This window comes from Delftia sp. NA_296.1 (assembly GCF_052692095.1).
The window spans coordinates 172,974-193,541 of sequence record NZ_JBQZGF010000002.1 but is presented as its reverse complement, the minus strand read 5'-3'; the positions used below and the strand labels follow the sequence as shown (position 1 = coordinate 193,541).

Annotated in this window: 18 protein-coding genes; 15 read left to right on the top strand and 3 right to left on the bottom strand. The window is 67.7% G+C overall.

From position 1 onward, the window contains the following. Positions 1–86 precede the first annotated feature (86 nt). From fabA to rfbC, 6 genes are all read left to right on the top strand, one after another. A complete protein-coding gene (gene fabA, locus ACUTR7_RS05370) occupies positions 87–611 on the top strand; it encodes a bifunctional 3-hydroxydecanoyl-ACP dehydratase/trans-2-decenoyl-ACP isomerase (protein WP_012203203.1) in 525 nt (174 codons plus the stop codon). Beyond that, a complete protein-coding gene (fabB, locus tag ACUTR7_RS05365) occupies positions 608–1,831 on the top strand; it encodes a beta-ketoacyl-ACP synthase I (protein WP_088166011.1) in 1,224 nt (407 codons plus the stop codon). The genes fabA and fabB overlap by 4 nt, the downstream gene beginning before the upstream one ends. Before the next feature lie 164 nt (positions 1,832–1,995). After that, positions 1,996–3,066 carry a dTDP-glucose 4,6-dehydratase gene (gene rfbB, locus ACUTR7_RS05360; protein WP_445608311.1) on the top strand — a complete coding sequence of 357 codons (1,071 nt, stop codon included), beginning with the start codon at positions 1,996–1,998 and terminating at the stop codon, positions 3,064–3,066. Next, positions 3,063–3,965 carry a dTDP-4-dehydrorhamnose reductase gene (gene rfbD, locus ACUTR7_RS05355; protein WP_047217745.1) on the top strand — a complete coding sequence of 301 codons (903 nt, stop codon included), beginning with the start codon at positions 3,063–3,065 and terminating at the stop codon, positions 3,963–3,965. The genes rfbB and rfbD overlap by 4 nt, the downstream gene beginning before the upstream one ends. A 41-nt stretch (positions 3,966–4,006) precedes the next feature. After that, on the top strand, positions 4,007–4,897 hold the full coding sequence (gene rfbA / locus ACUTR7_RS05350) for a glucose-1-phosphate thymidylyltransferase RfbA (protein ID WP_099734707.1): 891 nt from the start codon (positions 4,007–4,009) through the stop codon (positions 4,895–4,897). Continuing rightward, positions 4,894–5,442, top strand: coding sequence for a dTDP-4-dehydrorhamnose 3,5-epimerase (gene rfbC / locus ACUTR7_RS05345; RefSeq protein ID WP_065345362.1), 549 nt, complete (start codon positions 4,894–4,896; stop codon positions 5,440–5,442). The genes rfbA and rfbC overlap by 4 nt, the downstream gene beginning before the upstream one ends. Positions 5,443–5,448: 6 nt before the next feature. On the opposite strand, the gene ACUTR7_RS05340 is transcribed toward rfbC, so the two are convergent. Next, entirely contained in the window at positions 5,449–6,330 is an 882-nt protein-coding gene (locus ACUTR7_RS05340) for a LysR substrate-binding domain-containing protein (protein WP_012203209.1), read from the bottom strand. Between the two features lie 210 nt (positions 6,331–6,540). On the opposite strand from ACUTR7_RS05340, the gene ACUTR7_RS05335 reads away from it, so the two are divergent. From ACUTR7_RS05335 to ACUTR7_RS05310, 6 genes are all read left to right on the top strand, one after another. Next, positions 6,541–7,992, top strand: coding sequence for an NCS1 family nucleobase:cation symporter-1 (locus tag ACUTR7_RS05335; RefSeq protein WP_065345363.1), 1,452 nt, complete (start codon positions 6,541–6,543; stop codon positions 7,990–7,992). Between the two features lie 10 nt (positions 7,993–8,002). Beyond that, positions 8,003–8,752, top strand: a complete 750-nt coding sequence (locus ACUTR7_RS05330) for a GntR family transcriptional regulator (RefSeq protein ID WP_279210555.1) — start codon at positions 8,003–8,005, stop codon at positions 8,750–8,752. Between the two features lie 162 nt (positions 8,753–8,914). Then, positions 8,915–9,958, top strand: a complete 1,044-nt coding sequence (locus ACUTR7_RS05325) for a putative 2-aminoethylphosphonate ABC transporter substrate-binding protein (RefSeq protein WP_099752597.1) — start codon at positions 8,915–8,917, stop codon at positions 9,956–9,958. A 14-nt stretch (positions 9,959–9,972) separates the two neighbouring features. Beyond that, positions 9,973–11,046, top strand: a complete 1,074-nt coding sequence (locus tag ACUTR7_RS05320) for an ABC transporter ATP-binding protein (protein ID WP_123694153.1) — start codon at positions 9,973–9,975, stop codon at positions 11,044–11,046. Next, the gene (locus ACUTR7_RS05315) at positions 11,043–12,827 is read left to right on the top strand and encodes a putative 2-aminoethylphosphonate ABC transporter permease subunit (RefSeq protein WP_445608310.1); all 1,785 of its coding nucleotides are present in this window, start codon (positions 11,043–11,045) and stop codon (positions 12,825–12,827) included. Before ACUTR7_RS05320 ends, ACUTR7_RS05315 begins: the two co-directional genes overlap by 4 nt. Positions 12,828–12,859: 32 nt before the next feature. Next, positions 12,860–13,975, top strand: a complete 1,116-nt coding sequence (locus ACUTR7_RS05310) for a TIGR03364 family FAD-dependent oxidoreductase (protein WP_445608309.1) — start codon at positions 12,860–12,862, stop codon at positions 13,973–13,975. A gap of 12 nt (positions 13,976–13,987) precedes the next feature. Here ACUTR7_RS05310 and ACUTR7_RS05305 read toward each other — a convergent pair whose 3' ends face one another. After that, positions 13,988–15,163, bottom strand: coding sequence for a zinc ribbon domain-containing protein (locus tag ACUTR7_RS05305; protein WP_445608308.1), 1,176 nt, complete (start codon positions 15,161–15,163; stop codon positions 13,988–13,990). Positions 15,164–15,236: 73 nt separating this feature from the next. Further along, positions 15,237–16,355 (bottom strand): SPFH domain-containing protein, encoded by a 1,119-nt coding sequence (locus tag ACUTR7_RS05300; RefSeq protein ID WP_445608307.1) that lies wholly within the window; start codon positions 16,353–16,355, stop codon positions 15,237–15,239. A gap of 358 nt (positions 16,356–16,713) precedes the next feature. Between ACUTR7_RS05300 and glyQ the strand changes: the two genes are divergently transcribed. The 3 genes from glyQ to ACUTR7_RS05285 all read left to right on the top strand — a co-directional run bounded on the left by glyQ (position 16,714) and on the right by ACUTR7_RS05285 (position 20,520). Further along, entirely contained in the window at positions 16,714–17,652 is a 939-nt protein-coding gene (gene glyQ / locus ACUTR7_RS05295) for a glycine--tRNA ligase subunit alpha (protein WP_012203218.1), read from the top strand. 34 nt (positions 17,653–17,686) lie between these two features. Next, positions 17,687–19,798 (top strand): glycine--tRNA ligase subunit beta, encoded by a 2,112-nt coding sequence (gene glyS, locus ACUTR7_RS05290; RefSeq protein WP_445608306.1) that lies wholly within the window; start codon positions 17,687–17,689, stop codon positions 19,796–19,798. Between the two features lie 152 nt (positions 19,799–19,950). Beyond that, positions 19,951–20,520: a D-glycero-alpha-D-manno-heptose-1,7-bisphosphate 7-phosphatase gene (locus tag ACUTR7_RS05285; protein ID WP_012203220.1), complete on the top strand. Its 570-nt coding sequence runs from the start codon at positions 19,951–19,953 to the stop codon at positions 20,518–20,520. The last annotated feature ends 48 nt before the right edge of the window (positions 20,521–20,568 follow it).

The following is a 20,568-nucleotide window of genomic DNA, read 5'->3' as shown; positions in this document are numbered from 1 at the left end:
ATAATGCGCGGCTGCATGGTCCGCTGCGGGCCGCACCCATTCAGAGATAGAGGTGGCGTCAGTGCCGCCGTGGAGCAAGTTAGACAATGGCCGATTCTTTTTCGTATGAGCAACTGATCGCTTCGGGCGAAGGCAAGCTGTTTTCCGCAGACAGCGGACGTCTTCCCCTGCCTCCCATGTTGATGTTCGACCGCATCACGCACATCGACACCGATGGTGGCGCCCACGGCCTGGGCAAGATCGTCGCCGAACTCGATATCAAGCCTGATCTCTGGTTCTTCGATTGCCATTTCCGGGGCGATCCCGTCATGCCCGGCTGCCTGGGCCTGGACGCCATGTGGCAGTTGATCGGCTTTTACCTGACCTGGCTGCGCCTTCCCGGCCGCGGCCGCGCCCTGGGCGCCGGCGAGGTCAAGTTCACGGGCGAAGTGGGTCCTGACGTCAAGCTGGTGACCTACGAAATCAACATCAAGCGCGTGATCAAGCGCAAGCTCAACATGGCCATCGGCGATGCACGCCTGCTGGCCGATGGCAAGGAAATCTACGTGGCCAATGACCTGCGCGTGGGTCTGTTCCTGCGCGAGGGTGAAGGCCAGGGAACGGCAGCATGACCAAACGTCGCGTAGTCATCACCGGCGCGGGCATTGTCTCGTGCATCGGCAACGACCTCGATACCGTGGAGACCTCGCTGCGCGAGGGCCGCACGGGCATCAAGGCCATGCCGAAGTTCACCGAACTGGGCATGCGCAGCCAGGTGGCCGGTGTGCCGGAGATCGACGTCGAGGCACGGATCGATCGCAAGCAGCTGCGCTTCATGGGCGATGCCGCTGCCTATGCGCAGATCGCGCTGGAAGATGCCATTGCCCAGGCCGGCCTCACGCCCGAGCAGGTCAGCCATCCGCGCACGGGCCTGATCATGGGCTCGGGCGGCGGCTCGCCTGCCAACCAGATCGAGGCGGCTGACACATTGCGCGAGAAGGGCATTCGCCGCGTCGGTCCCTACCAGGTCACGCGCTGCATGAGCTCCACGGTGTCGGCCTGCCTGGCGACCAATTTCAAGGTCAAGGGCATCAACTACTCCATCACCTCGGCCTGCTCCACCTCGGCGCACTGCATCGGCGCTGCGGCACAGCAGATTGCCTGGGGCATGCAGGACGTGATGTTTGCCGGTGGTGGCGAAGAGCTGTCCTGGGGCATGGCCCTGCTGTTCGACGGCATGGGAGCCATGTCCAGCAAGCACAACGACCAGCCCGAAAAGGCTTCGCGCGCCTATGACGCCAACCGCGACGGTTTCGTGATCGCAGGCGGCGGCGGTGCCGTGGTGCTGGAAAGCCTGGAGCACGCCCAGGCCCGGGGTGCGAACATCCTGGCCGAAGTCGTGGGCTTTGGCGCCACCAGCGATGGCGAGGACATGGTCGCGCCCTCGGGCGACGGCGCCATCGCCTGCATGCAGCAGGCCCTTGAAGGCATCGAAGGCGGCGTGGACTACATCAACACCCACGGCACCTCCACGCCTGTGGGCGACATGCAGGAAGTGCGCGCCATGCGCGCGCTGTTCGGCGACCAGGTGCCGCCGTTCTCCTCCACCAAGTCGCTGACCGGCCACTCGCTGGGCGCGACCGGCGTGCAGGAAGCCATTTACTGCATGATCATGATGAACAAGGGCTTCATCGCAGGCTCGGTCAATGTGGACACGCCCGATCCGGCACTGGGCGACATGCCCCTGGTCACCCGCACGCGCGATGCCCAGTTGAATACCGTGCTGTCCAACAGCTTCGGCTTCGGTGGCACGAACGCCTCGCTGGTGCTGCGCCGCTGGCAGGGCCAGTGAACACGCCCTGGTGTGTAAAAGGCGTGTCCTGAAGGAAAAAGCCCGCCTCCTGCGGGCTTTTTTACTGGCGAGCGCCGACAATGCCCAGGCCGGGCGGGAGGCTGCACCCCATGCTGCTGCCGGATCCCCGCCCCAAGAACAATGAAATTTTGCAAGGTTGAACCATGATTCTTGTCACAGGCGGCGCCGGCTTCATCGGTGCCAATTTCGTGCTGGACTGGCTGGCTGCCGGCGATGAGCCGGTGCTCAACGTGGACAAGCTCACCTACGCCGGCAACCTCAAAAGCCTGGAGAGCCTGCAAGGTGATGCGCGCCATGTCTTCGTGCAGGCCGACATCGGCGACGGCCAGACCCTGGCCCGTCTGCTGGCCGAGCACAGGCCGCGCGCCGTGGTCAACTTCGCGGCCGAGAGCCATGTGGACCGCTCCATCCATGGCCCCGAGGACTTCATCCAGACCAACGTGGTCGGCACCTTCCGCCTGCTCGAAGCCGTGCGTGGCTACTGGAGCGCGCTGGATGCCGAGGCCAAGGCGGCCTTCCGCTTCCTGCATGTCTCCACTGACGAGGTCTACGGCAGCCTGGCGCCTGCGGCACCGGCCTTCACCGAAGACCACCTCTACGAGCCCAACAGCCCGTACTCGGCCAGCAAGGCCGCCAGCGACCACCTGGTGCGCGCCTGGCACCACACCTACGGCCTGCCCGTGCTGACCACCAACTGCAGCAACAACTACGGCCCGCTGCATTTCCCCGAGAAGCTGATCCCGCTGATGATCGTCAACGCCCTGGCCGGCAAGCCGCTGCCCATCTATGGCGACGGCATGCAGGTGCGCGACTGGCTCTATGTGCGCGACCACTGCAGCGCCATCCGCCGCGTGCTGGAGGCCGGCAGGCTGGGCGACACCTACAACGTGGGCGGCTGGAACGAAAAGCCCAACGTCGAGATCGTGAACACGGTCTGCGCGCTGCTCGACGAGCTGCGCCCCAAGGCCGATGGCACCAGCTACAGCGCACAGATCACCTATGTGAAGGACCGGCCCGGCCATGACCGGCGCTATGCCATTGACGCGCGCAAGCTCAAACGCGAACTGGGCTGGAAGCCTGCCGAGACCTTCGAGACCGGTATCCGCAAGACCGTGCAGTGGTACTTGGATAACCCCGAATGGGTGGCCGATGTGCAGTCCGGCGCCTACCGCGAATGGGTCAGCCGCCAGTACACCGACGGAGCCGGCGCATGAAGCTGCTGCTGCTGGGCCGCAATGGCCAGGTGGGCTGGGAGCTGCAGCGCAGCCTGGCGCCACTGGGCGAACTGATTGCGCTGGACCGCCAGGGCGACGCCGGTGGCCAGGGCCTGTGCGGCGATCTCTCGCGCCTCGATGAGCTTGCACGCACCGTGCGCGCTCTGCGCCCCGATGTCATCGTCAATGCCGCGGCCCACACGGCCGTGGACAAGGCCGAAAGCGAGCCTGACCAGGCGCGGCTGCTCAACGCGCTGGCACCCCAGGTGCTGGCCCGGGAGGCGGCGCAGACCGGTGCGCTGCTGGTGCACTACAGCACGGACTATGTCTTCGACGGCAGCGGCAGCGCCGCACGCACGGAGACCGAGGCCACGGCGCCGCTGTCCGTCTATGGCAGCAGCAAGCTCGAAGGCGAGCAACTGATCCAGGCTTCGGGCTGCCGCCACCTGATCTTTCGCACCAGCTGGGTCTATGCGGCGCGCGGCGGCAACTTCGCCAAGACCATGCTGCGCCTGGCCCAGGAGCGCGAGGCGCTGAGCGTGATCGACGACCAATGGGGCGCACCGACGGGCGCGGACCTCATCGCCGACGTCACGGCCCATGCCATTCGCCAGCTGCAGCGCCAACCCGGCGACCAGGGCCTGTACCACCTGGTGGCCGGTGGCGAGACCACCTGGCACGCCTATGCCAGCCACGTGATCGCCCGCGCCCGCGAACTCGCGCCCGACCGGCCCTGGAAGGTGCAGCGCATAGCTGCCGTGCCCACCAGCGCCTTTCCAACCCCGGCGCAGCGTCCGCACAATTCCCGGCTGAACACCGACCGGTTGCAGCAGACCTTCGGCCTGCGCCTGCCGCACTGGCAGGCCGGCGTGGACCGCATGCTGCAGGAAATCATCTGAGCGCGGTCTCGCGACTCAGCACGAACGACAGGACCCACCCCATGAACGCGCAACGCAAAGGCATCATCCTCGCTGGCGGCTCCGGCACCCGCCTGCACCCGGCCACGCTGGCCATCAGCAAGCAACTGCTGCCGGTCTACGACAAGCCGATGATCTACTACCCGCTGAGCGCCCTCATGCTCGCGGGCATCCGCGAAATCCTCGTGATCAGCACCCCGCAGGACACGCCGCGCTTCGAGCAGTTGCTGGGCGACGGCTCGCAGTGGGGCCTGAAGCTGGAGTACGCCGTCCAGCCCAGCCCGGATGGCCTGGCCCAGGCCTTTTTGATCGCCGAAGACTTCCTGGCCGGCGCCCCCAGCGCCCTGGTGCTGGGTGACAACATCTACTACGGACACGATTTCCCCCGCCTGCTCGAACGCGCTGACGCGCGCAGCGAAGGCGCCACGGTGTTTGCCTACCATGTGCAGGACCCGGACCGCTATGGCGTGGCCGAGTTCGATGCCCAGGGCCGGGTTCTTTCCCTGGAGGAAAAGCCCAAGCAGCCCAGGAGCAACTACGCGGTCACGGGCCTGTATTTCTACGACAACCAGGTCGTTGAGCTGGCCAAGTCCATCAAGCCCTCGGCGCGCGGCGAGCTGGAAATCACCGACCTCAACCGCCTGTATCTGGACAAGGGCCAGCTCAATGTGGAGCTCATGGGCCGTGGCTATGCCTGGCTGGACACGGGCACGCACGACAGCCTGCTGGAGGCAGGCCAGTTCATCGCCACGCTGCAGCAGCGCCAGGGCCTGAAGGTGTCATGCCCCGAGGAGATCGCCTTCCGCCAGGGCTGGATAGATCGCGCCCAGCTCGAGACGCTGGGCCAGGCCCTGGCCAAGAATGGCTACGGCCAGTACCTGCTGCAGATCCTCAAGGAAAAGGTGCACGCATGAAGGCAACACCCCTGGCCATCCCCGAGGTGATGCTGATCGAGCCCAAGGTGTTTGGCGACGATCGCGGCTTCTTCCTCGAAAGCTTCAACCAGCAGGCCTTCAACCAGGCCACGGGCACGGACCACCAGTTCGTGCAGGACAACCACAGCCGCAGCAAGAAGGGCGTGCTGCGCGGCCTGCACTACCAGCTGCCGCCCCATGCCCAGGGCAAGCTCGTGCGCGTGGTGCGCGGCGCCGTGTTCGACGTGGCCGTGGACATCCGCAAGGGCTCGCCGACCTTCGGCCAGTGGGTGGGCGCCGAGCTGACGGAAGACAACCACCGCCAGCTGTGGGTGCCCCCAGGCTTTGCCCACGGCTTCGTGGTGCTCAGCGACAGCGCCGACTTCCTCTACAAGGCCACGGCCTTCTACGCGCCCCAGGCCGATCGCGGCATTGCCTGGGACGACCCGGCCATCGGCGTGCAATGGCCGCAGCTCGATGTGGAGATGTCGCTGTCGGACAAGGATCTCAAGCAGCCGCTGCTGGCGGATGCCGAGCTGGCCTGAGCCGGTTTACATCTGGTCCGGCAGCACACCGCCCGGCACGGCTTCCTCCAGAAAGCCGGCGATCAGCCGGGCCTGGCGGCGTTCGCGCAGGCAGTACAGGTATTCGGGCAGGCGCGGCACGGGGCCTGCGAAGGGCAGGACGACGATGTCGGGGTGGGCCGAGGCTTCATGCCGGGCGAAGACGCTGATGCCCATGTCGCGGATCACGGCCTCGCGGATGGCTTCGCGGCTGGCGATTTCCATGATGTGGCGCGGTGCCAGGCCGGCGGCGGCCAGCATCTGTTCGGTGAGCTGGCGCGTCATGGAGCCGCGCTCGCGCAGGATCAGCGTGTCGTGCACCAGATCGGACGCCTGCACCATGGTGCGCTGCGCCAGCCGGTGGCTGCGGTGCACCAGCAGGGCCAGCGGGTCCTGGCCCAGCTCCACGCGCAGCAGGCGAGGATCACCTTCCAGGTGCGATGAGGTCGCCAGGTCCACCTGGTAGTCCACCAGCGCCTGCACCATCTGGCGCGAGTTGCCGCCCACGATGGCCACTTCCACCCGCTCGAAGCGCCGCTGGTAGCGCTTGACGATGTCCAGCACGTAGTAGGGCGCCGTCGCGCCTATGCGCAGCTGGCCCTGGCTGGCATCGCCCGAATGGCGCAGCGCCGACTCCAGCTGGATGGTCTGCAGCAGCAATTGCTCGACCTGGGGCAGCAGGCGCAAGCCGGCATCGGTGATGGACAGCCGTCCGCCCTGGCGATGGAACAGCTCCACGCCGTAGTGCTCTTCCAGCGCGCGGATCTGGGTGGTCACGGTGGGCTGGCTCAGTGCGAGCTGGCGCGCGGCTTGCGTGATGCTGCCAAGGCGGGCGACCCAGAAAAAGGACTTGAGCTGCGTGACGAACATGGCGGGGTTGGAGGAAGGGGGGCGGCTCCATATTTCACCATGTCGCCGCAGCCTGAAGGCCTGCGGTGGCCGGGTATGTCCCGGGAAAAAACTCCTGCGCCCGAAGGCACACTTCTTGCATACCAGTTTGCGTGCCAGTTTGTGTGCCAGCTGATCATGGGTTTCGGCTGGTCTTGTGTCAGTGATTACTCGTGGTCAAGGAGCGCATCAATGGACATCCGCAACCCCTCGCCAGGTCTCTACAACGAAGATCTGGCGCCCACCAGGGACCGCCGCTGGGGCGCCTTCAGCATCTTCAACGTCTGGACTTCGGACGTGCACAGCCTCTGGGGCTACTACCTGGCGGCCAGCCTGTTTCTGCTGTGCGGCAGCTTCGTCAATTTTCTGATCGCCATCGGCATCAGTTCCCTGGTCATCTTTTTTCTGATGAACCTGGTGGGCTATGCGGGCGAGAAGACCGGCGTGCCCTACCCGGTGCTGGCGCGTGCCTCGTTCGGGGTTTGGGGTGCGAATCTGGCTGCACTGGTGCGCGCCGTCGTGGCCTGCTTCTGGTACGGGGCGCAGACGGCGGCCGCATCGGGCGCCATGGTGGCGCTGCTGGTGCGCAATGACGCCCTGCTGTCCTTCCACCAGACCACGCACTGGCTGGGCCATTCGGGGCTGGAGGTGATCTGCTACGTGGTCATCTGGGCCTTGCAACTGCTGATCATCCAAAGGGGCATGGAGACCGTGCGGCGATTCCAGGACTGGGCCGGGCCTGCCGTGTGGATCGCCATGCTGGTGCTGGCCATCGGCCTGTGCGTGAAGGCCGGCGGCTTCAGCTTCGACCACGGCATTCCCATGGATGTGCTGCTGGACAAGACCAAGGATGCGGGGGTGAGCGGCGCGCCGGGCAGCTTCTGGGCGCTGATGGCCGTGGGCGCGACCTGGATCACCTACTTTGCGGCGCTGTACCTGAACTTCTGCGACTTCTCGCGCTATGCGAAGAACAAGGAGGCGGTCGCCAAGGGCAACCTCTGGGGCCTGCCCGTAAACCTGATTGCGTTCTCGCTGGTGGCCGGCATCACCACGATTGCGGCCTTCAAGGTCTATGGCGAGGTGCTGCTGCACCCCGAGCAGATCTCGGCCAAGTTCGACAGCTGGGTGCTGGCCCTGCTGGCCGCCGTCACCTTTGCCGTGGCCACGCTGGGCATCAACGTGGTGGCCAACTTCGTCTCGGCGGCCTTCGATATTTCCAACGTGTTTCCCAAGCGCATCGACTTCAAGCGCGGCGGATACATCGCCGCACTGATCGCCCTGGCTCTCTACCCCTTTGCACCATGGGAGGGCGGCGCTGCCCACTTCGTGAACGCCATCGGCGCCACCATGGGGCCGCTGCTGGGCATCATTCTGGTGGACTACTACCTGGTGGCCAAGGGCAACATCAACGTGGCCGCGCTGTATGACGAGCATGGCGAGTACCGCTACGAGGGCGGCTGGAACGTCAACGCGCTGATCGCCACGGGCATCGGCAGCGTGTTCTCCACCATCCTGCCCAACTTCACCAGCCTGCTGCCGGTCTGGTGGGGCACCTACGGCTGGTTCTTCGGCGTGCTGATCGGCGGCAGCGTGTACTGGGTGATGGCCACGCTGCGCCCGCGCCGCATTCCGGCCGCGGCCTGAGGAGGCCGCCATGTCCGAGCCACAGGATGTGCCGGCCACCGGGCCGGCCTTGATCGCCGAGCGCGTGATGCGCTCCATCGTCGAGCGCAAGCTGCGCCCTGGCGAGCGCCTGGGCGAAAAGGAACTGGCCGAGGTCTTCGGCGTGAGCCGCACCATGGTGCGCGAGGCGCTGATGCAGCTGCAGGCGCGCGGCTTCGTCGAGGTGCGCTCGCGCCAGGGCTGGTACGTGGTCGAGCCCTCGTTCGAGGAAGCCCAGGAAACCTATGCCGCGCGCCGCGTGCTGGAGTCCGGCATGCTGCGCGACGCGGGCCGGCCGCTGCAGGCGGCCATACGCACGCTGCGCGAGCATGTGGCCCAGGAGCGCGGCGCCATCGCAGAGGCCGACAACGCCGGCCAGCGCAGCGTGCTGCTGGCCGACTTCCACGTCTGCCTGGCCGAGCAGATGGGCAACCGCTTTCTCACGGCCATGATGGCCGACCTCTCGGCGCGCACCACCCTGGTGTCTGCGCTGTACCAGTCGCAGACCGAGGCCCAGCACTCCAATGCCGACCACGAGGCCATCGTCGATGCGCTGGCGGCCGGCGACATGGCGCGCGCCGAGCAACTGATGCGCGAGCACATCGACGCGCTGGCCGCCAGGCTGGATCAGAACCTTGCCCACCGCGCGCGCCTGCAGGACCGGCTGCTGGATGCGCTGCAGCCCCAGGCGGCCCAGGCCGCCCAGGCAACGCGCACAGGCAGGGGCAAGCCGCGCGGCTGAAGAGACGGGGTGGGCGATGGGTGGGGCACCCAAATCCGCCAATACCCGCTTCGCCAAATTTCCGTTGTGTGACACGGGCGTTTCACCTGCGCTTCCTAAAGTGGGTGTCAGAGGTGGTGAACCTGCCACCTGTCCACGAACCCACAACGGAACTGCCACGCCATGCGCCACACCCTTGCCTCCCTGGGCCGCCGCCTCGCCATTGCCTCTGCGGCGCTGACCGTCGCCTCCTTCGCCACCCTTGCCCACGCGGCCAAGACCGAACTGCTGGTCTACAGCGCGCTGGAAGCCGACCAGATCAAGGCCTACAAGAGCGGCTTCGAGAAGGCCCATCCCGAGATCGAGCTCAAGTTCGTGCGTGACAGCACGGGCATCATCACGGCCCGCCTGCTGGCCGAGAAGGCCAATCCCCAGGCCGACGTGATCTGGGGCGTGGCCGCCACCTCGCTGATGCTGCTGGACAAGCAGGGCATGCTCCAGCCCTACGCGCCCAAGGGCCTGGACAAGGTGCGCGCCAACATGCGCGATCCGCGCGCGCAGCCGACCTGGGTGGGCATGGACCTGTGGTCCTCGGCCATCTGCTTCAACACCGTGGAGGCCGGCAAGCGCAAGCTGCCCGTGCCCGCCAGCTGGGCCGACCTGGTCAGGCCCGAGTTCAAGGGCACGATCACCATGCCCCACCCGGCCTCCAGCGGCACGGGCTACCTGATGGTCGCGGCCTGGCTGCAGATCATGGGCGAGGAAAAGGGCTGGGCCTACATGGACGGCCTGCACCAGAACATGGGCGTGTACACGCACAGCGGCTCCAAGCCCTGCCGCCAGGCGGGGGCCGGCGAGTTTCCCGTGGGCCTGAGCTTCGAGTACCGCGCCAGCAAGACCAAGAAGGACGGCGCGCCCATCGACATCGTCTTCCCGCAGGAAGGCCTGGGCTGGGACGTGGAGGCCACGGCCATCCTCAAGACCAGCAAGAAGCAGGAAGCCGCCAAGGCGCTGGCCGACTGGGCCGTCACGCCAGAGGCCAACAAGCTGTACGCCGCCAACTTCGCCGTGCTGGCCTTGCCCGAGGCGCAGGAGAAGCTGGAGTTCATTCCTGCCGATCTGGAAAAGCGGTTGGCGAAGAACGATTTCAACTGGGCCGCCGATAACCGCGACCGCATCCTGGCCGAGTGGAGCCGCCGCTACGAAGCCAAGGCAGAGAAAAAGTAAGCCGGAGCCACGCCATGCTGCGCATAGACCATATCGCCAAGCGCTACCGCGAGCAGCAGGTGCTGCGCGGCATTGACCTGAACGTGGAGGCGGGCGAGTTCGTCAGCCTGCTCGGCCCTTCGGGCTGCGGCAAGACCACGCTGCTGCGCATCGTCTGCGGCATCGACATGCCTGACGAGGGCAGGGTGCTGTTCCAGGGCGATGACATCACGCGCTGGCCGGCCGCACGCCGTGGCTTTGGCGTGGTGTTCCAGAGCTATGCGCTGTTTCCCAATCTCACGGCCGCGCAGAACGTGGCCTTCGGGCTGAACGGGCAGCCTGCGGCGCAGGCGCGCGAGCGTGTGGCCGAGATGCTGTCCCTGGTGGGCCTGGGCGCGCAGGCCCAGCGCTACCCGGCCCAGCTGTCGGGCGGCCAGCAGCAGCGCGTGGCCCTGGCCCGCGCGCTGGCGCCCCGGCCGCGCCTGCTGCTGCTCGACGAGCCGCTGTCCGCGCTCGATGCCCAGGTGCGCACCGAGCTGCGCAGCGAGATCCGCCAGCTGCAGCGCCAGCTGGGCATCGCCTCCATCATGGTCACGCACGACCAGGAAGAGGCCTTGTCCATGGCCGACCGCGTGGTGCTCATGCACCAGGGCCGCATCGAGCAGCAGGGCTCGCCCGAGCAGCTCTATGCCCGGCCCGTGAGCCAGTTCGCGGCCGGCTTCGTGGGCCGCATGAACCTGCTGCCGGCCACGGCCGAATCGGCGGACCAGGTGCGCATCGGCGAAGCCAGCCTGCGCTGCGCGCTGGCCGGTTTCGAGCCTGGCGCTGCCCTGCTGGTGGGCGTGCGGCCCGAGAGCGTGGTGCTGCACCCGGCCCAGCCCACGGCATTGGCCAACCTGTTCCGCGCCCGCGTGGTGGAGACCTCGTTCCTGGGATCGATGGCCCTGGTGCGCCTGTTTAGCCCCACGCTGCAATGCCAGGTTGACGCCCAGTGGCCGCTGCGCCACGACGTGGGCCTGCCCGACTGGCTGCAGGGCGAGGTGCTGATGGAGCTGCCCGCCGCCGCGCTGCAGCCGCTGGCGGCGCCCGACGTGAGGAAGGCCGCATGAGCGCGCATCCCATGGACACGGCCATTTCCGTGCCTGTGCCCGTGCCCGTCCCCGTGCCGGTGGACCGCTCCGTTCCCGCCCGCCGCAGCGCGCCTGCAGGGCCCGTGCGTCCGCGGGGGCACAGCGCAGGCTGGGAGCGCTGGTGGCTGGGCGCACTGGTGCTGGGCGCACTGGCCTGGCTGTTGGCCACCATCGCCCTGCCGGTCGCCAGCCTGCTGGGCAGGAGTTTCTGGGACGACACGGGCCGCTTCACGGGCCTGGCCCAGTTCATCACCTATGCGCGCATGCCGGGCGTGGCGCAATCGCTGTTCAACAGCCTGTGGCTGTCGGCCGTGAGCAGCACGGTCTGCGTGCTGCTGGCCTATGTCTACGCCTATGGCGTGGTGCGCAGCTGCATGCCGCTGGCGCGCTGGTTCCGGGGCCTGGCCCTGGTGCCGCTGCTGGCGCCTTCGTTGCTCATGGCCATCAGCCTGATCTACCTGTTCGGCAGCCAGGGCCTGCTCAAGGGCTGGCTGCAGGGGGGCTCGGCCTACGGGCCCTTCGGCATCATCGTGGGCTCGGTGCTCTGGACATTTCCGCATGCGCTGATGATCCTGTGCACCACGCTGGCCTCGGGCGATGCGCGCCTGTACGAGGCGGCCGCCACACTGGGCGCCAGCCGCTGGCGCAGCTTCCGTCAGGTCACGCTGCCGGCCAGCCGCTACGGGCTGATGATTTCCTGGATCGTGGTCTTCGTGCTCGTGGTGACCGACTTCGGCGTGCCCAAGGTCATTGGCGGCAACACGGCCATGCTGGCCACCGATATCTACAAGCAGGTCATCGGCCAGCAAAAGCTGTCCATGGGTGCCGTGGTGGCCATGCTGCTGCTGGTGCCGGCCGGCCTGGCCTTTGCGGCAGAGCGCCATTTGCGTGCGCGGCAGGCGGCGACCATGGGTGTGCGCTCCGTGCCGCTGGTGCCTCAGCCCCATGCGCCGCTGGACCGCGCGCTGCTTGCCTACTGCGCGCTGGTGGCGCTGGCGCTGCTGGCCGTCATGGGCACGGCCGTGCTGGCCTCCCTGGTCAGCTACTGGCCCTACAACCTCACGCTGACGTTCAAGAACTACCGCTTCGACATGATGGACGGCGGCGGCTGGGCCAGCTATGGCAACTCGCTGTCCATGGCGCTGGCCACGGCGGTGGTGGGGGCGGTGCTGAGTTTTGTGACCGCCTACCTGGTGGCCAAGCCACAGCGCTGGGCGCGCACGCGCCAGTGGCTGCATGCCGTGGCCACGCTGCCCATGGCCGTGCCGGGGCTGGCGCTGGGCCTGGGCTACATCCTGTTCTTCAATGCCCAGGGCAATCCGCTGCACTTCCTGTACGGCAGCATGGCCATCCTGGTGCTGTGTTCGGTGGCGCATTTCTTCTCGGTGGCGCACATCACGCAACTGGCCGCGCTGCAGCAGCTCGATGCCGAATACGAGCGCGTGGCCGATTCCCTGGGCGTGGCCTTCTGGACGCTGCTGTGGCGCGTGCACCTGCCGGTGTGCCTGCCCGTAGTGATGCAGGTGGCCGGTTACTTCTTCGTCAACGCCATGACCACGGTGTCGGCCGTGGTGTTCCTCTACTCGCCCGAGACCACGCTGGCCTCGGTGGCGGTGCTGGCCATGGACGACGCGGGCGACACCGCGCCCGCCGCCGCCATGGCCACGCTGATCTTTGCCACGGCCGCTGCGGGCCGGCTGCTGATCGCGGCGCTGGATGCCTGGGTGCAGCGGCGCACGCAGCGCTGGCGCCAGCGCTGATTCCTTCTCTCTTCCTCCCTCCGTTTTTTCCCATGAAGAACTACGACCTGATCGTGGTGGGGGCCGGCATTGTCGGCCTGGCCCACGCCTATGCGGCTGCGCGCCGTGGCCGCAGCGTGCTCGTCATCGAGCGCGACGCGGCCTGCATCTCCGCCTCCATCCGCAACTTCGGCTTTGTGACCGTCACGGGGCAGCAGGCCGGTGCCCACTGGCGGCGTGCCATGCGCTCGCGCGACACCTGGGCCGAGATTGCGCCGCAGGCCGGCATCGAGGTCGTGCACCGCGGCCTGTGGCTGACGGCGCGCCGCCCCAGCGCCGAGGCCGTGCTCCATGCCTTCCTGAGCACGGCGATGGGCGAGCGCTGCGAGCTGCTCACGCCGGCCCAGGCCGCCGAGCGCCATCCTGCACTGCGTACTGGGGATTTGTCCGCTGTGCTCTACAGCCCGCATGAACTGCGCGTGGAGTCGCGCACGGCCATTGCCCGGCTGGCGCAGTGGCTGGAGCAGGCCATGGGCGTGGATTTCCGCTTTGGCGAGGCCGTGCTCGAGGTGTCGGCACCCCGGGTGCGCAGCACGCGCGCCAGCTACCACGGCGAACGCGTGGTGGTCTGCAACAACGCCGACCCGGGCGGCCTGTTCGCCGGCCTGTGGGCGCCGCACCGCATCCAGCTGTGCCAGCTGCAGATGCTGCGCGTGCGGCCGCAGCCGGGCTTTCGGCTCAAGGGCTCGGTCATGGGTGACTTGAGCATGGTCAGATACGAGGGCTACAGCGCCCTGCCCGAAGCCGCCGCGCTGCGCGCCGAACTGGAGCGGGAGGAGGGCGAAAGCCTGGCCCACGGCATCCACCTGATCGCCGTGCAAAGCGCCGACGGCAGCCTGGTGGTGGGCGATTCCCACCACTACGGCGCAGCGCCCCCGCCCTTTGCCAGCGAAGCCGTGGACCGGCTGATGCTGCGCCACATGAACGAGGCCCTGCACCTGCGCGATGCGCAGGTGGTGGAGCGCTGGGTGGGCGTCTACCCGAGTGCGCAGGACGCGCCCTGCGTGGTGCATGCGCCCGACGAGGCCACGCGCGTGGTGGCGGTCACCGGAGGTTCCGGCGCGAGCACTGCCTTCGGGCTTGCCGAAGAGGTCTGGAGCGCGTGGTGAGCGGCAGCCGGCCTACTTGCCGAACATCACCCACAGCAGCGCCAGCACCATGATCGTGGCCAGCACGGCCAGCGTGATCTTGAGGGCGCTGTAGGGGCGCTCGCCCGCGATCTGGCCCGTGTAGCCGTTGGCGATGATCTGGAAGGTCTTGCTGCCGTAGGTGTAGCCCACCAGCCAGACCGGCACGAGGAAGTGCTTGAAGGTGCGGCCCTGGTACTCGCGCTGCATCTGCAGGTTGCGGTAGGTGTCGCCGGGCACCTGGCGCGCGCACAGGGCGCGCAGCTGCTCGTCCATGTCCTGCACGTTGACCTGGGCGGCCTTGCCCAGGTCGATCTGGTAGCGCTCCACCGTCCAGCCGCGCACGAATTCCGGCGTGTAGGGCTTGAGGTCGGTGGTGGTGGGAAAGGGCTCCACCTGGCGCAGCAGGTTGGCGTGCACGCCCACGGTGCCGGGCACCAGCTCGTCGTCGAAGAAATGGGCGAGGCTGCCCGAAGCCGGCTCCCAGCGCACATGGCGCACCTGGCGCGTCTGCACGTTGCCGTTGCTGTCGCGGTAGGACTCGGTGGTGTAGTAGTAGAAGCCCGCCTCGGCCTGCCAGTCGGCGCTGGCGTGGGCGTCGAAGGTCCAGTAGGGCAGGTAGACGCCGTGCAGCGTGTCGGTCAGCGCGGCGGACTTCAGGCGGTTGGGCGCGAACCAGCGGCTGCCATACCACTGGCGGATGCGGTCGCGGATCTGGCCGTCGCTGATCTTGAAGGGCAGGATGCTCTGCGGCGTGATGGCATCGCCCTGCTCCTCATGGGCGACGATGGAGGGCGAGCCGCAGAAGTCGCAGCGCTGGGCCACGGTGCGGTTCACGAAGACCGAGATGGCACGGCAGTTCTGGCACTGGACCTCGTAGCGGTCCTCCGTGCCCCAGCCCCGGCCGGACTTGGGGTTGCGCAGCGCCTCGGCCAGGTCCTGCTCGACCACATCGCGGCCCAGTTCCTCGCGCGTTTCCTCGCTCCAGGGCACCGTGGTGCCGCAGTACGGGCACTTGAGCGCCTGGGCCTGGGCATTCCATTCGAGGTTGGCGCCGCATTCGGGGCAGGGGTGCTTGCGCACCATGGCCGGCGCGGCGGCTGCGGCCTCCCAGGAACCGGAGGCGGGGGAAGTCGAGGTGCTGGAGGAACTGGAGGAGGGCGCGCTCACGGCATCGGTCCTGGAAAACGGGACGCGGCGCCAGGCAGGGCCTGGCGCCGCAAAGGGTCAAACCACGGAAATGTCAGCCGCGCAGGAAGTCATCGAGTGCGGCTTGCGCAATGCGCCACTGGCTGCCGATCTGGCGTGCCTTGAGGTTGCCGGCCTGGATCTCGGCCAGCACATCGGCCTCGCTCACACCGAGCACCTGGGCCGCCTGCGCCGGGGTCAGCACCTGCAGTCCACCGGCGGCGGGCGCTGCGGGGGCCTGGGCCGCCTGTGCGGCAGCGGGCGAGAACGGATCGGACGCCTGGCCCTGGCCGGCCGGTGCGCCACCGGCACCGCCGCCGCTTTGCATGCTCTTCATCATCTCCTGCGCCATGCCGAAGCCCATGGCCATGGTGGCGGGCAGGGTGGCTGCGGCAGCGCCTTCGCCGCCCGTGGTCATGGCCTGGCCCATCTGGTACTTGACGTAGTCGTTGAGGTTGCCGATGGCCGTCATGCTGGAGCGCTTGTCGATGGCCTGCTCCACCTCGGGCGGCACGGACACGTTCTCCAGCACGAAGCTGGTGATCTCCAGGCCGTACTTGTCCGTCATGGCCGGGTTGATCAGCGGCAGCAGCGCATCGCCCAGCTCGCCATAGCGCTGGGCCACGTCCAGCACGGGCACCCGGGCCTTGGCCAGCGACTCGGTGAACACGCTGATGATGCGCGAGCGCATGGTGTCGGCGAACTCGTCGATGCGGAAGTTCTGGTCCGTGCCCGCCACTTCCTTGAGGAACTTGGCCGGCTCGACGATGCGGAAGTCGTAGGTGCCGAAGGCGCGCAGGCGCACGGCGCCGAAGTCCTTGTCGCGCACCATCACGGGGTTGGAGGTGCCCCACTTATTGCCCGTGAACAGGCGCGTGTTGATGAAGTAGACATCGCACTTGAACGGCGAATTGAAGCCGTACTTCCAGCCCTGGATGGTGGACAGGATGGGAATGTTCTGCGTGGTCAGCGTGTGCTTGCCGGGGCTGAACAGGTCGGCGTACTGGCCGGCCGAGACGAACTGCACCTGCTGCGACTCGCGCACGATGAGCTGTGCGCCGTTCTTGATTTCCTTGTCGTCGTCGGGCCAGCGGTAGGAGAGCGTGTCGCGCGAGTCATCGGTCCACTCGATGATCTCTATCAGTTGCTTGGTGATGATGTTCATCAGGTTCATGGCAGGCTCCGGGGCGGTGGTGGTCCACGACAAAAAAGGTCAGTGGGCCATTCTAGGGGGCGTGCATGGCGGCGTGGCGAACGGTCACCGGCCGCTGCCCTGGTGAATTGTCAAAAAATGATCCGGATGCGTCGTGCAAGGCGGGCTTTCGGGTCTTCGCGCGCCACGGCCTTTGCCGGCATGTGTCGCCTGCTCCGTTTTTTGATGCAGATCGCCCTGTGGAGCGTCTGCCGTGGGGCCGCAGGCCCGCGCCACGGCGCAGGGCCGGGCGGCGCCTTAAAATCGTCGTTTGCGCGGCGCGAGCCGCCTCTCATTCACCGGCGCGGCCCCGGCCTGCGTGCGACGCCTGAAACAAGTCATGCTCACTTTCCAACAAATCATCCTCAAGCTGCAGTCCTACTGGGCCGACCAGGGCTGCGCGCTGCTCCAGCCCTATGACATGGAAGTGGGCGCGGGCACCTCGCACACCGCCACCTTCCTGCGCGCCCTGGGCCCCGAGCCCTGGAAGGCCGCCTACGTGCAGCCCAGCCGCCGCCCCAAGGACGGCCGCTATGGCGACAACCCCAACCGCCTGCAGCACTACTACCAGTTCCAGGTGGTGCTCAAGCCCGCGCCCGACAACATCCTGGAGCTGTACCTGGGCTCGCTCGAAGCCCTGGGCTTCGATCTCAAGAAGAACGACATCCGCTTCGTCGAGGACGACTGGGAGAACCCCACGCTGGGCGCCTGGGGCCTGGGCTGGGAAGTCTGGCTCAACGGCATGGAGGTGACGCAGTTCACCTACTTCCAGCAGGTCGGCGGCATCGACTGCAAGCCCGCCACGGGCGAGATCACCTACGGCCTGGAGCGCCTGGCCATGTACCTGCAGGGCGTGGACAACGTCTACAACCTGACCTGGACCGACGGCCTGAGCTACGGCGACGTCTACCACCAAAACGAGGTGGAGCAGTCCACCTACAACTTCGAGCACTCGGACGCCGACTTCCTGTTCACCGCCTTCGGCGCCTACGAAAAGCAGGCCAACCACCTGATCGGCGAACAGCTGGCGCTGCCGGCCTACGAGCAGGTGCTCAAGGCCGCCCACACCTTCAACCTGCTCGATGCGCGCGGTGCCATCAGCGTGACGGAGCGTGCCGCCTACATCGGCCGCATCCGCAACCTGGCCCGCGCCGTGGCCAAGGCCTATATGGACAGCCGTGCGCGCCTGGGCTTCCCCATGGCGCCCAAGGCCCATGCCGACGAAGTGCTGGCCGAGCTGGCCAAGGCCGCCGAACAACAGGGCAAGAAGGCCGCCTGAGGCGGACACCGCTGCACCGAGAGAACACCAGACCATGAACGCATCGAATCTTCTTGTTGAACTGTTTGTCGAAGAGCTGCCCCCGAAGGCGCTGCAAAAGCTGGGCGACGCCTTTGCCGGCGTGCTGTTCGATCAGCTCAAGGCCCAGGGCCTGCTGGCCTCCAGCGAAGCGCGCCTGACGGCCTATGCCTCGCCGCGCCGCCTGGCCGCCCATATCACCGAAGTCCTGCCCCAGGCCGAGGACAAGGCCGTGTCGCAAAAGCTCATGCCCGTCTCCGTGGGCCTGGACGCCGACGGCAAGCCCACGCCCGCCCTGATCAAGAAGCTGGCCGCCCTGGGTGCCGGTGAAGAAGCCGTTGCCGGCCTGACCCGCCAGGGCGAAGGCAAGGCCGAAGCCCTGTTCCACGCCTCCACCGTGCGCGGCGTGATGCTGGCCGACGGCGTGCAAAAGGCGCTGGACGAAGCCATTGCCAAGCTGCCCATCCCCAAGGTCATGCGCTACCAGCTGGCCGACGGCTGGAGCAGCGTCCATTTCGTGCGCCCGGCCCACGGCCTGGTGGTGCTGCACGGCACCGAGGTGCTGATCGGCGTCAAGGCCCTGGGCCTGACGGCCGGCACGGCCACGCATGGCCACCGCTTCGAGGCGGCGGTCGATCCCGTGGTCATCCGCTCCGCCGATGACTACGCCGCGCAGCTGCGCGAGGAAGGCGCCGTCATCGCCAGCTTCGCCGAACGCCGTGCCGAGATCGCGCGCCAGCTGCAGGCTGCTGCCGAGCGCGTGGGCGGCGGTGTCCGTCCCATCGAGGACGAGGCCCTGCTGGACGAGGTCACGGCCCTGGTCGAGCGCCCCAATGTGCTGGTCTGCGAGTTCGAGAAGGAATTCCTCGACGTGCCGCAGGAATGCCTGATCCTCACCATGAAGGCCAACCAGAAGTACTTTCCGCTGCTGGACGCCGCCGGCAAGCTGACCCACCAGTTCCTGGTGGTCAGCAACATCAGCCCGCAGGATGCCAGCGCCGTCATCGGCGGCAACGAACGCGTGGTGCGCCCGCGCCTGGCCGACGCCAAGTTCTTCTTCGACCAGGACCGCAAGAAGACCCTGGCCTCGCGCGTGGACGGGCTGGGCAAGGTGGTCTATCACAACAAGCTCGGTACCCAGGGCGAGCGCGTGGAGCGCGTGCGCTCCATCGCCAAGAGCATTGCCCGCCAGCTGGGCGACACGGGCCTGGCCCAGCAGGCCGACCTGGCCGCGCAACTGGCCAAGACCGACCTCGTGACCGACATGGTGGGCGAGTTCCCCGAGCTGCAGGGCACCATGGGCCGCTACTACGCGCTCAACGACGGCCTGGACGTGGCCGTGGCCGATGCCATCGAGGACCACTACAAGCCCCGCTTTGCGGGCGACGAACTGCCGCGCGGCAACGCCGGCGTGGTCGTGGCCCTGGCCGATAAGCTGGAAACCCTGGTCGGCATGTTCGGCATCGGCAACCTGCCCACGGGCGACCGCGACCCGTTCGCGCTGCGCCGCCATGCGCTGGGCGTGATCCGCATGCTGGTCGAGAAGGACCTGGCGCTGGACCTGGAAACCCTGCTGGTCAGCGTGCTGCCTGCCTTCGGCGACAAGATCGAGGACGCCACGCCCCAGCTGGCCGACTTCATCTACGACCGCCTGGCCGGCAACCTGCGCGAGCAGGGCTTCTCGGCCCAGGAAGTGGACTCCGTGCTGGCCCTGCGCCCGCAGCGCCTGTCCGACGTGCAAAAGCGCCTGGAGGCCGTGCGCGCCTTCGGCGAGCTGCCCGAGGCACCGGCCCTGGCCGCCGCCAACAAGCGCGTGGGCAACATCCTCAAGAAGGCCGACCAGGCCGTGCAGGCCCAGGTCGACGCGGCCGTGCTGGCCGAGGTGGCAGAGAAGGACCTGTACGCAGCCCTGCAATCGGTGGCGCCCAAGGCGCAGCAGCAGTTTGCTGCCGGCGACTACACGGCCAGCCTGCAGACCCTGGCTGCGCTGCGCGCCCCGGTCGATGCCTTCTTCGAGCATGTGATGGTCAACGCCGAAGACCCGGCGCTCAAGGCCAACCGCCTGGGCCTGCTGGCCACGTTGCACGAAGCCATGAACCGCGTGGCGGACCTTTCGCGACTGGCGTAAATGGAGCACCCCCTGAGGCGCTTCGCGCCTTCCCCCTCTCTACTTGCTTCGCAAGGGAGGGGGACGACACCCTCGGTGCGGGGCGGCCCTTCCTCGGTGTCCCTCGTCTTGGGACGCGCGCAATTGAGTTCTGACATTCTTGGGACCCGACCATGAAAATTGCGATCCTGGACCGTGACGGAACCCTCAACCAGATCGGTGAGGAGGGCTTCATCGGCTCTGCCGAGGCCTGGAAGGCCCAGCGCGGGGCGCTGGAAGCCGTGGCGCGCCTGAACCGGGCCGGCTGGCATGTGGTGGTCGCCACCAACCAGCCGGGCCTGGGCCGGGGCCTGTTCGACGTGACCGAACTCAATGCCGTGCACGCGCGCATGCACCGCGAAATGGCGGCGGCAGGCGCGCGCGTCGATGCGGTTTTCTACTGCCCCCATGCGCCGGACGAGGAATGCCATTGCCGCAAGCCCGGCACGGCGCTGTTCGAGCAGATTGCCGAGCGCTTCGGCGTCGAGGGGCACCAGCTGTGGGTGATTGGCTCCTGCGTGGCCCACCTGCAGGCCGGTGCCGCCATGGGCGCGCGCCTGCACCTGGTCTGCACGGGCGCCAGCGCCGGAGTGTCTCTGGATGGGGCGCTGCCGCCCGGACTGCCGCCCGGCACCCAGCGCCATGCCAGCCTGGCCGCGCTGGCCGATGCGCTGGTTCCGGCAGATGCCGCACCCGCTCCCTGAACGCCTGAACGCCCGAACGGCAATTTGCCCATGCGCCGCCGGCCTGCC

What these genes read in the sequence shown, in the direction of transcription:
- fabA (WP_012203203.1), top strand. Translation starts at nt 87, where the DNA reads ATGGCCGATTCTTTTTCGTATGAGCAACTGATCGCTTCGGGCGAAGGC.
- fabB (WP_088166011.1), top strand. Translation starts at nt 608, where the DNA reads ATGACCAAACGTCGCGTAGTCATCACCGGCGCGGGCATTGTCTCGTGC.
- rfbB (WP_445608311.1), top strand. Translation starts at nt 1,996, where the DNA reads ATGATTCTTGTCACAGGCGGCGCCGGCTTCATCGGTGCCAATTTCGTG.
- rfbD (WP_047217745.1), top strand. Translation starts at nt 3,063, where the DNA reads ATGAAGCTGCTGCTGCTGGGCCGCAATGGCCAGGTGGGCTGGGAGCTG.
- rfbA (WP_099734707.1), top strand. Translation starts at nt 4,007, where the DNA reads ATGAACGCGCAACGCAAAGGCATCATCCTCGCTGGCGGCTCCGGCACC.
- rfbC (WP_065345362.1), top strand. Translation starts at nt 4,894, where the DNA reads ATGAAGGCAACACCCCTGGCCATCCCCGAGGTGATGCTGATCGAGCCC.
- ACUTR7_RS05340 (WP_012203209.1), bottom strand. Translation starts at nt 6,330, where the DNA reads ATGTTCGTCACGCAGCTCAAGTCCTTTTTCTGGGTCGCCCGCCTTGGC.
- ACUTR7_RS05335 (WP_065345363.1), top strand. Translation starts at nt 6,541, where the DNA reads ATGGACATCCGCAACCCCTCGCCAGGTCTCTACAACGAAGATCTGGCG.
- ACUTR7_RS05330 (WP_279210555.1), top strand. Translation starts at nt 8,003, where the DNA reads ATGTCCGAGCCACAGGATGTGCCGGCCACCGGGCCGGCCTTGATCGCC.
- ACUTR7_RS05325 (WP_099752597.1), top strand. Translation starts at nt 8,915, where the DNA reads ATGCGCCACACCCTTGCCTCCCTGGGCCGCCGCCTCGCCATTGCCTCT.
- ACUTR7_RS05320 (WP_123694153.1), top strand. Translation starts at nt 9,973, where the DNA reads ATGCTGCGCATAGACCATATCGCCAAGCGCTACCGCGAGCAGCAGGTG.
- ACUTR7_RS05315 (WP_445608310.1), top strand. Translation starts at nt 11,043, where the DNA reads ATGAGCGCGCATCCCATGGACACGGCCATTTCCGTGCCTGTGCCCGTG.
- ACUTR7_RS05310 (WP_445608309.1), top strand. Translation starts at nt 12,860, where the DNA reads ATGAAGAACTACGACCTGATCGTGGTGGGGGCCGGCATTGTCGGCCTG.
- ACUTR7_RS05300 (WP_445608307.1), bottom strand. Translation starts at nt 16,355, where the DNA reads ATGAACCTGATGAACATCATCACCAAGCAACTGATAGAGATCATCGAG.
- glyQ (WP_012203218.1), top strand. Translation starts at nt 16,714, where the DNA reads ATGCTCACTTTCCAACAAATCATCCTCAAGCTGCAGTCCTACTGGGCC.
- glyS (WP_445608306.1), top strand. Translation starts at nt 17,687, where the DNA reads ATGAACGCATCGAATCTTCTTGTTGAACTGTTTGTCGAAGAGCTGCCC.
- ACUTR7_RS05285 (WP_012203220.1), top strand. Translation starts at nt 19,951, where the DNA reads ATGAAAATTGCGATCCTGGACCGTGACGGAACCCTCAACCAGATCGGT.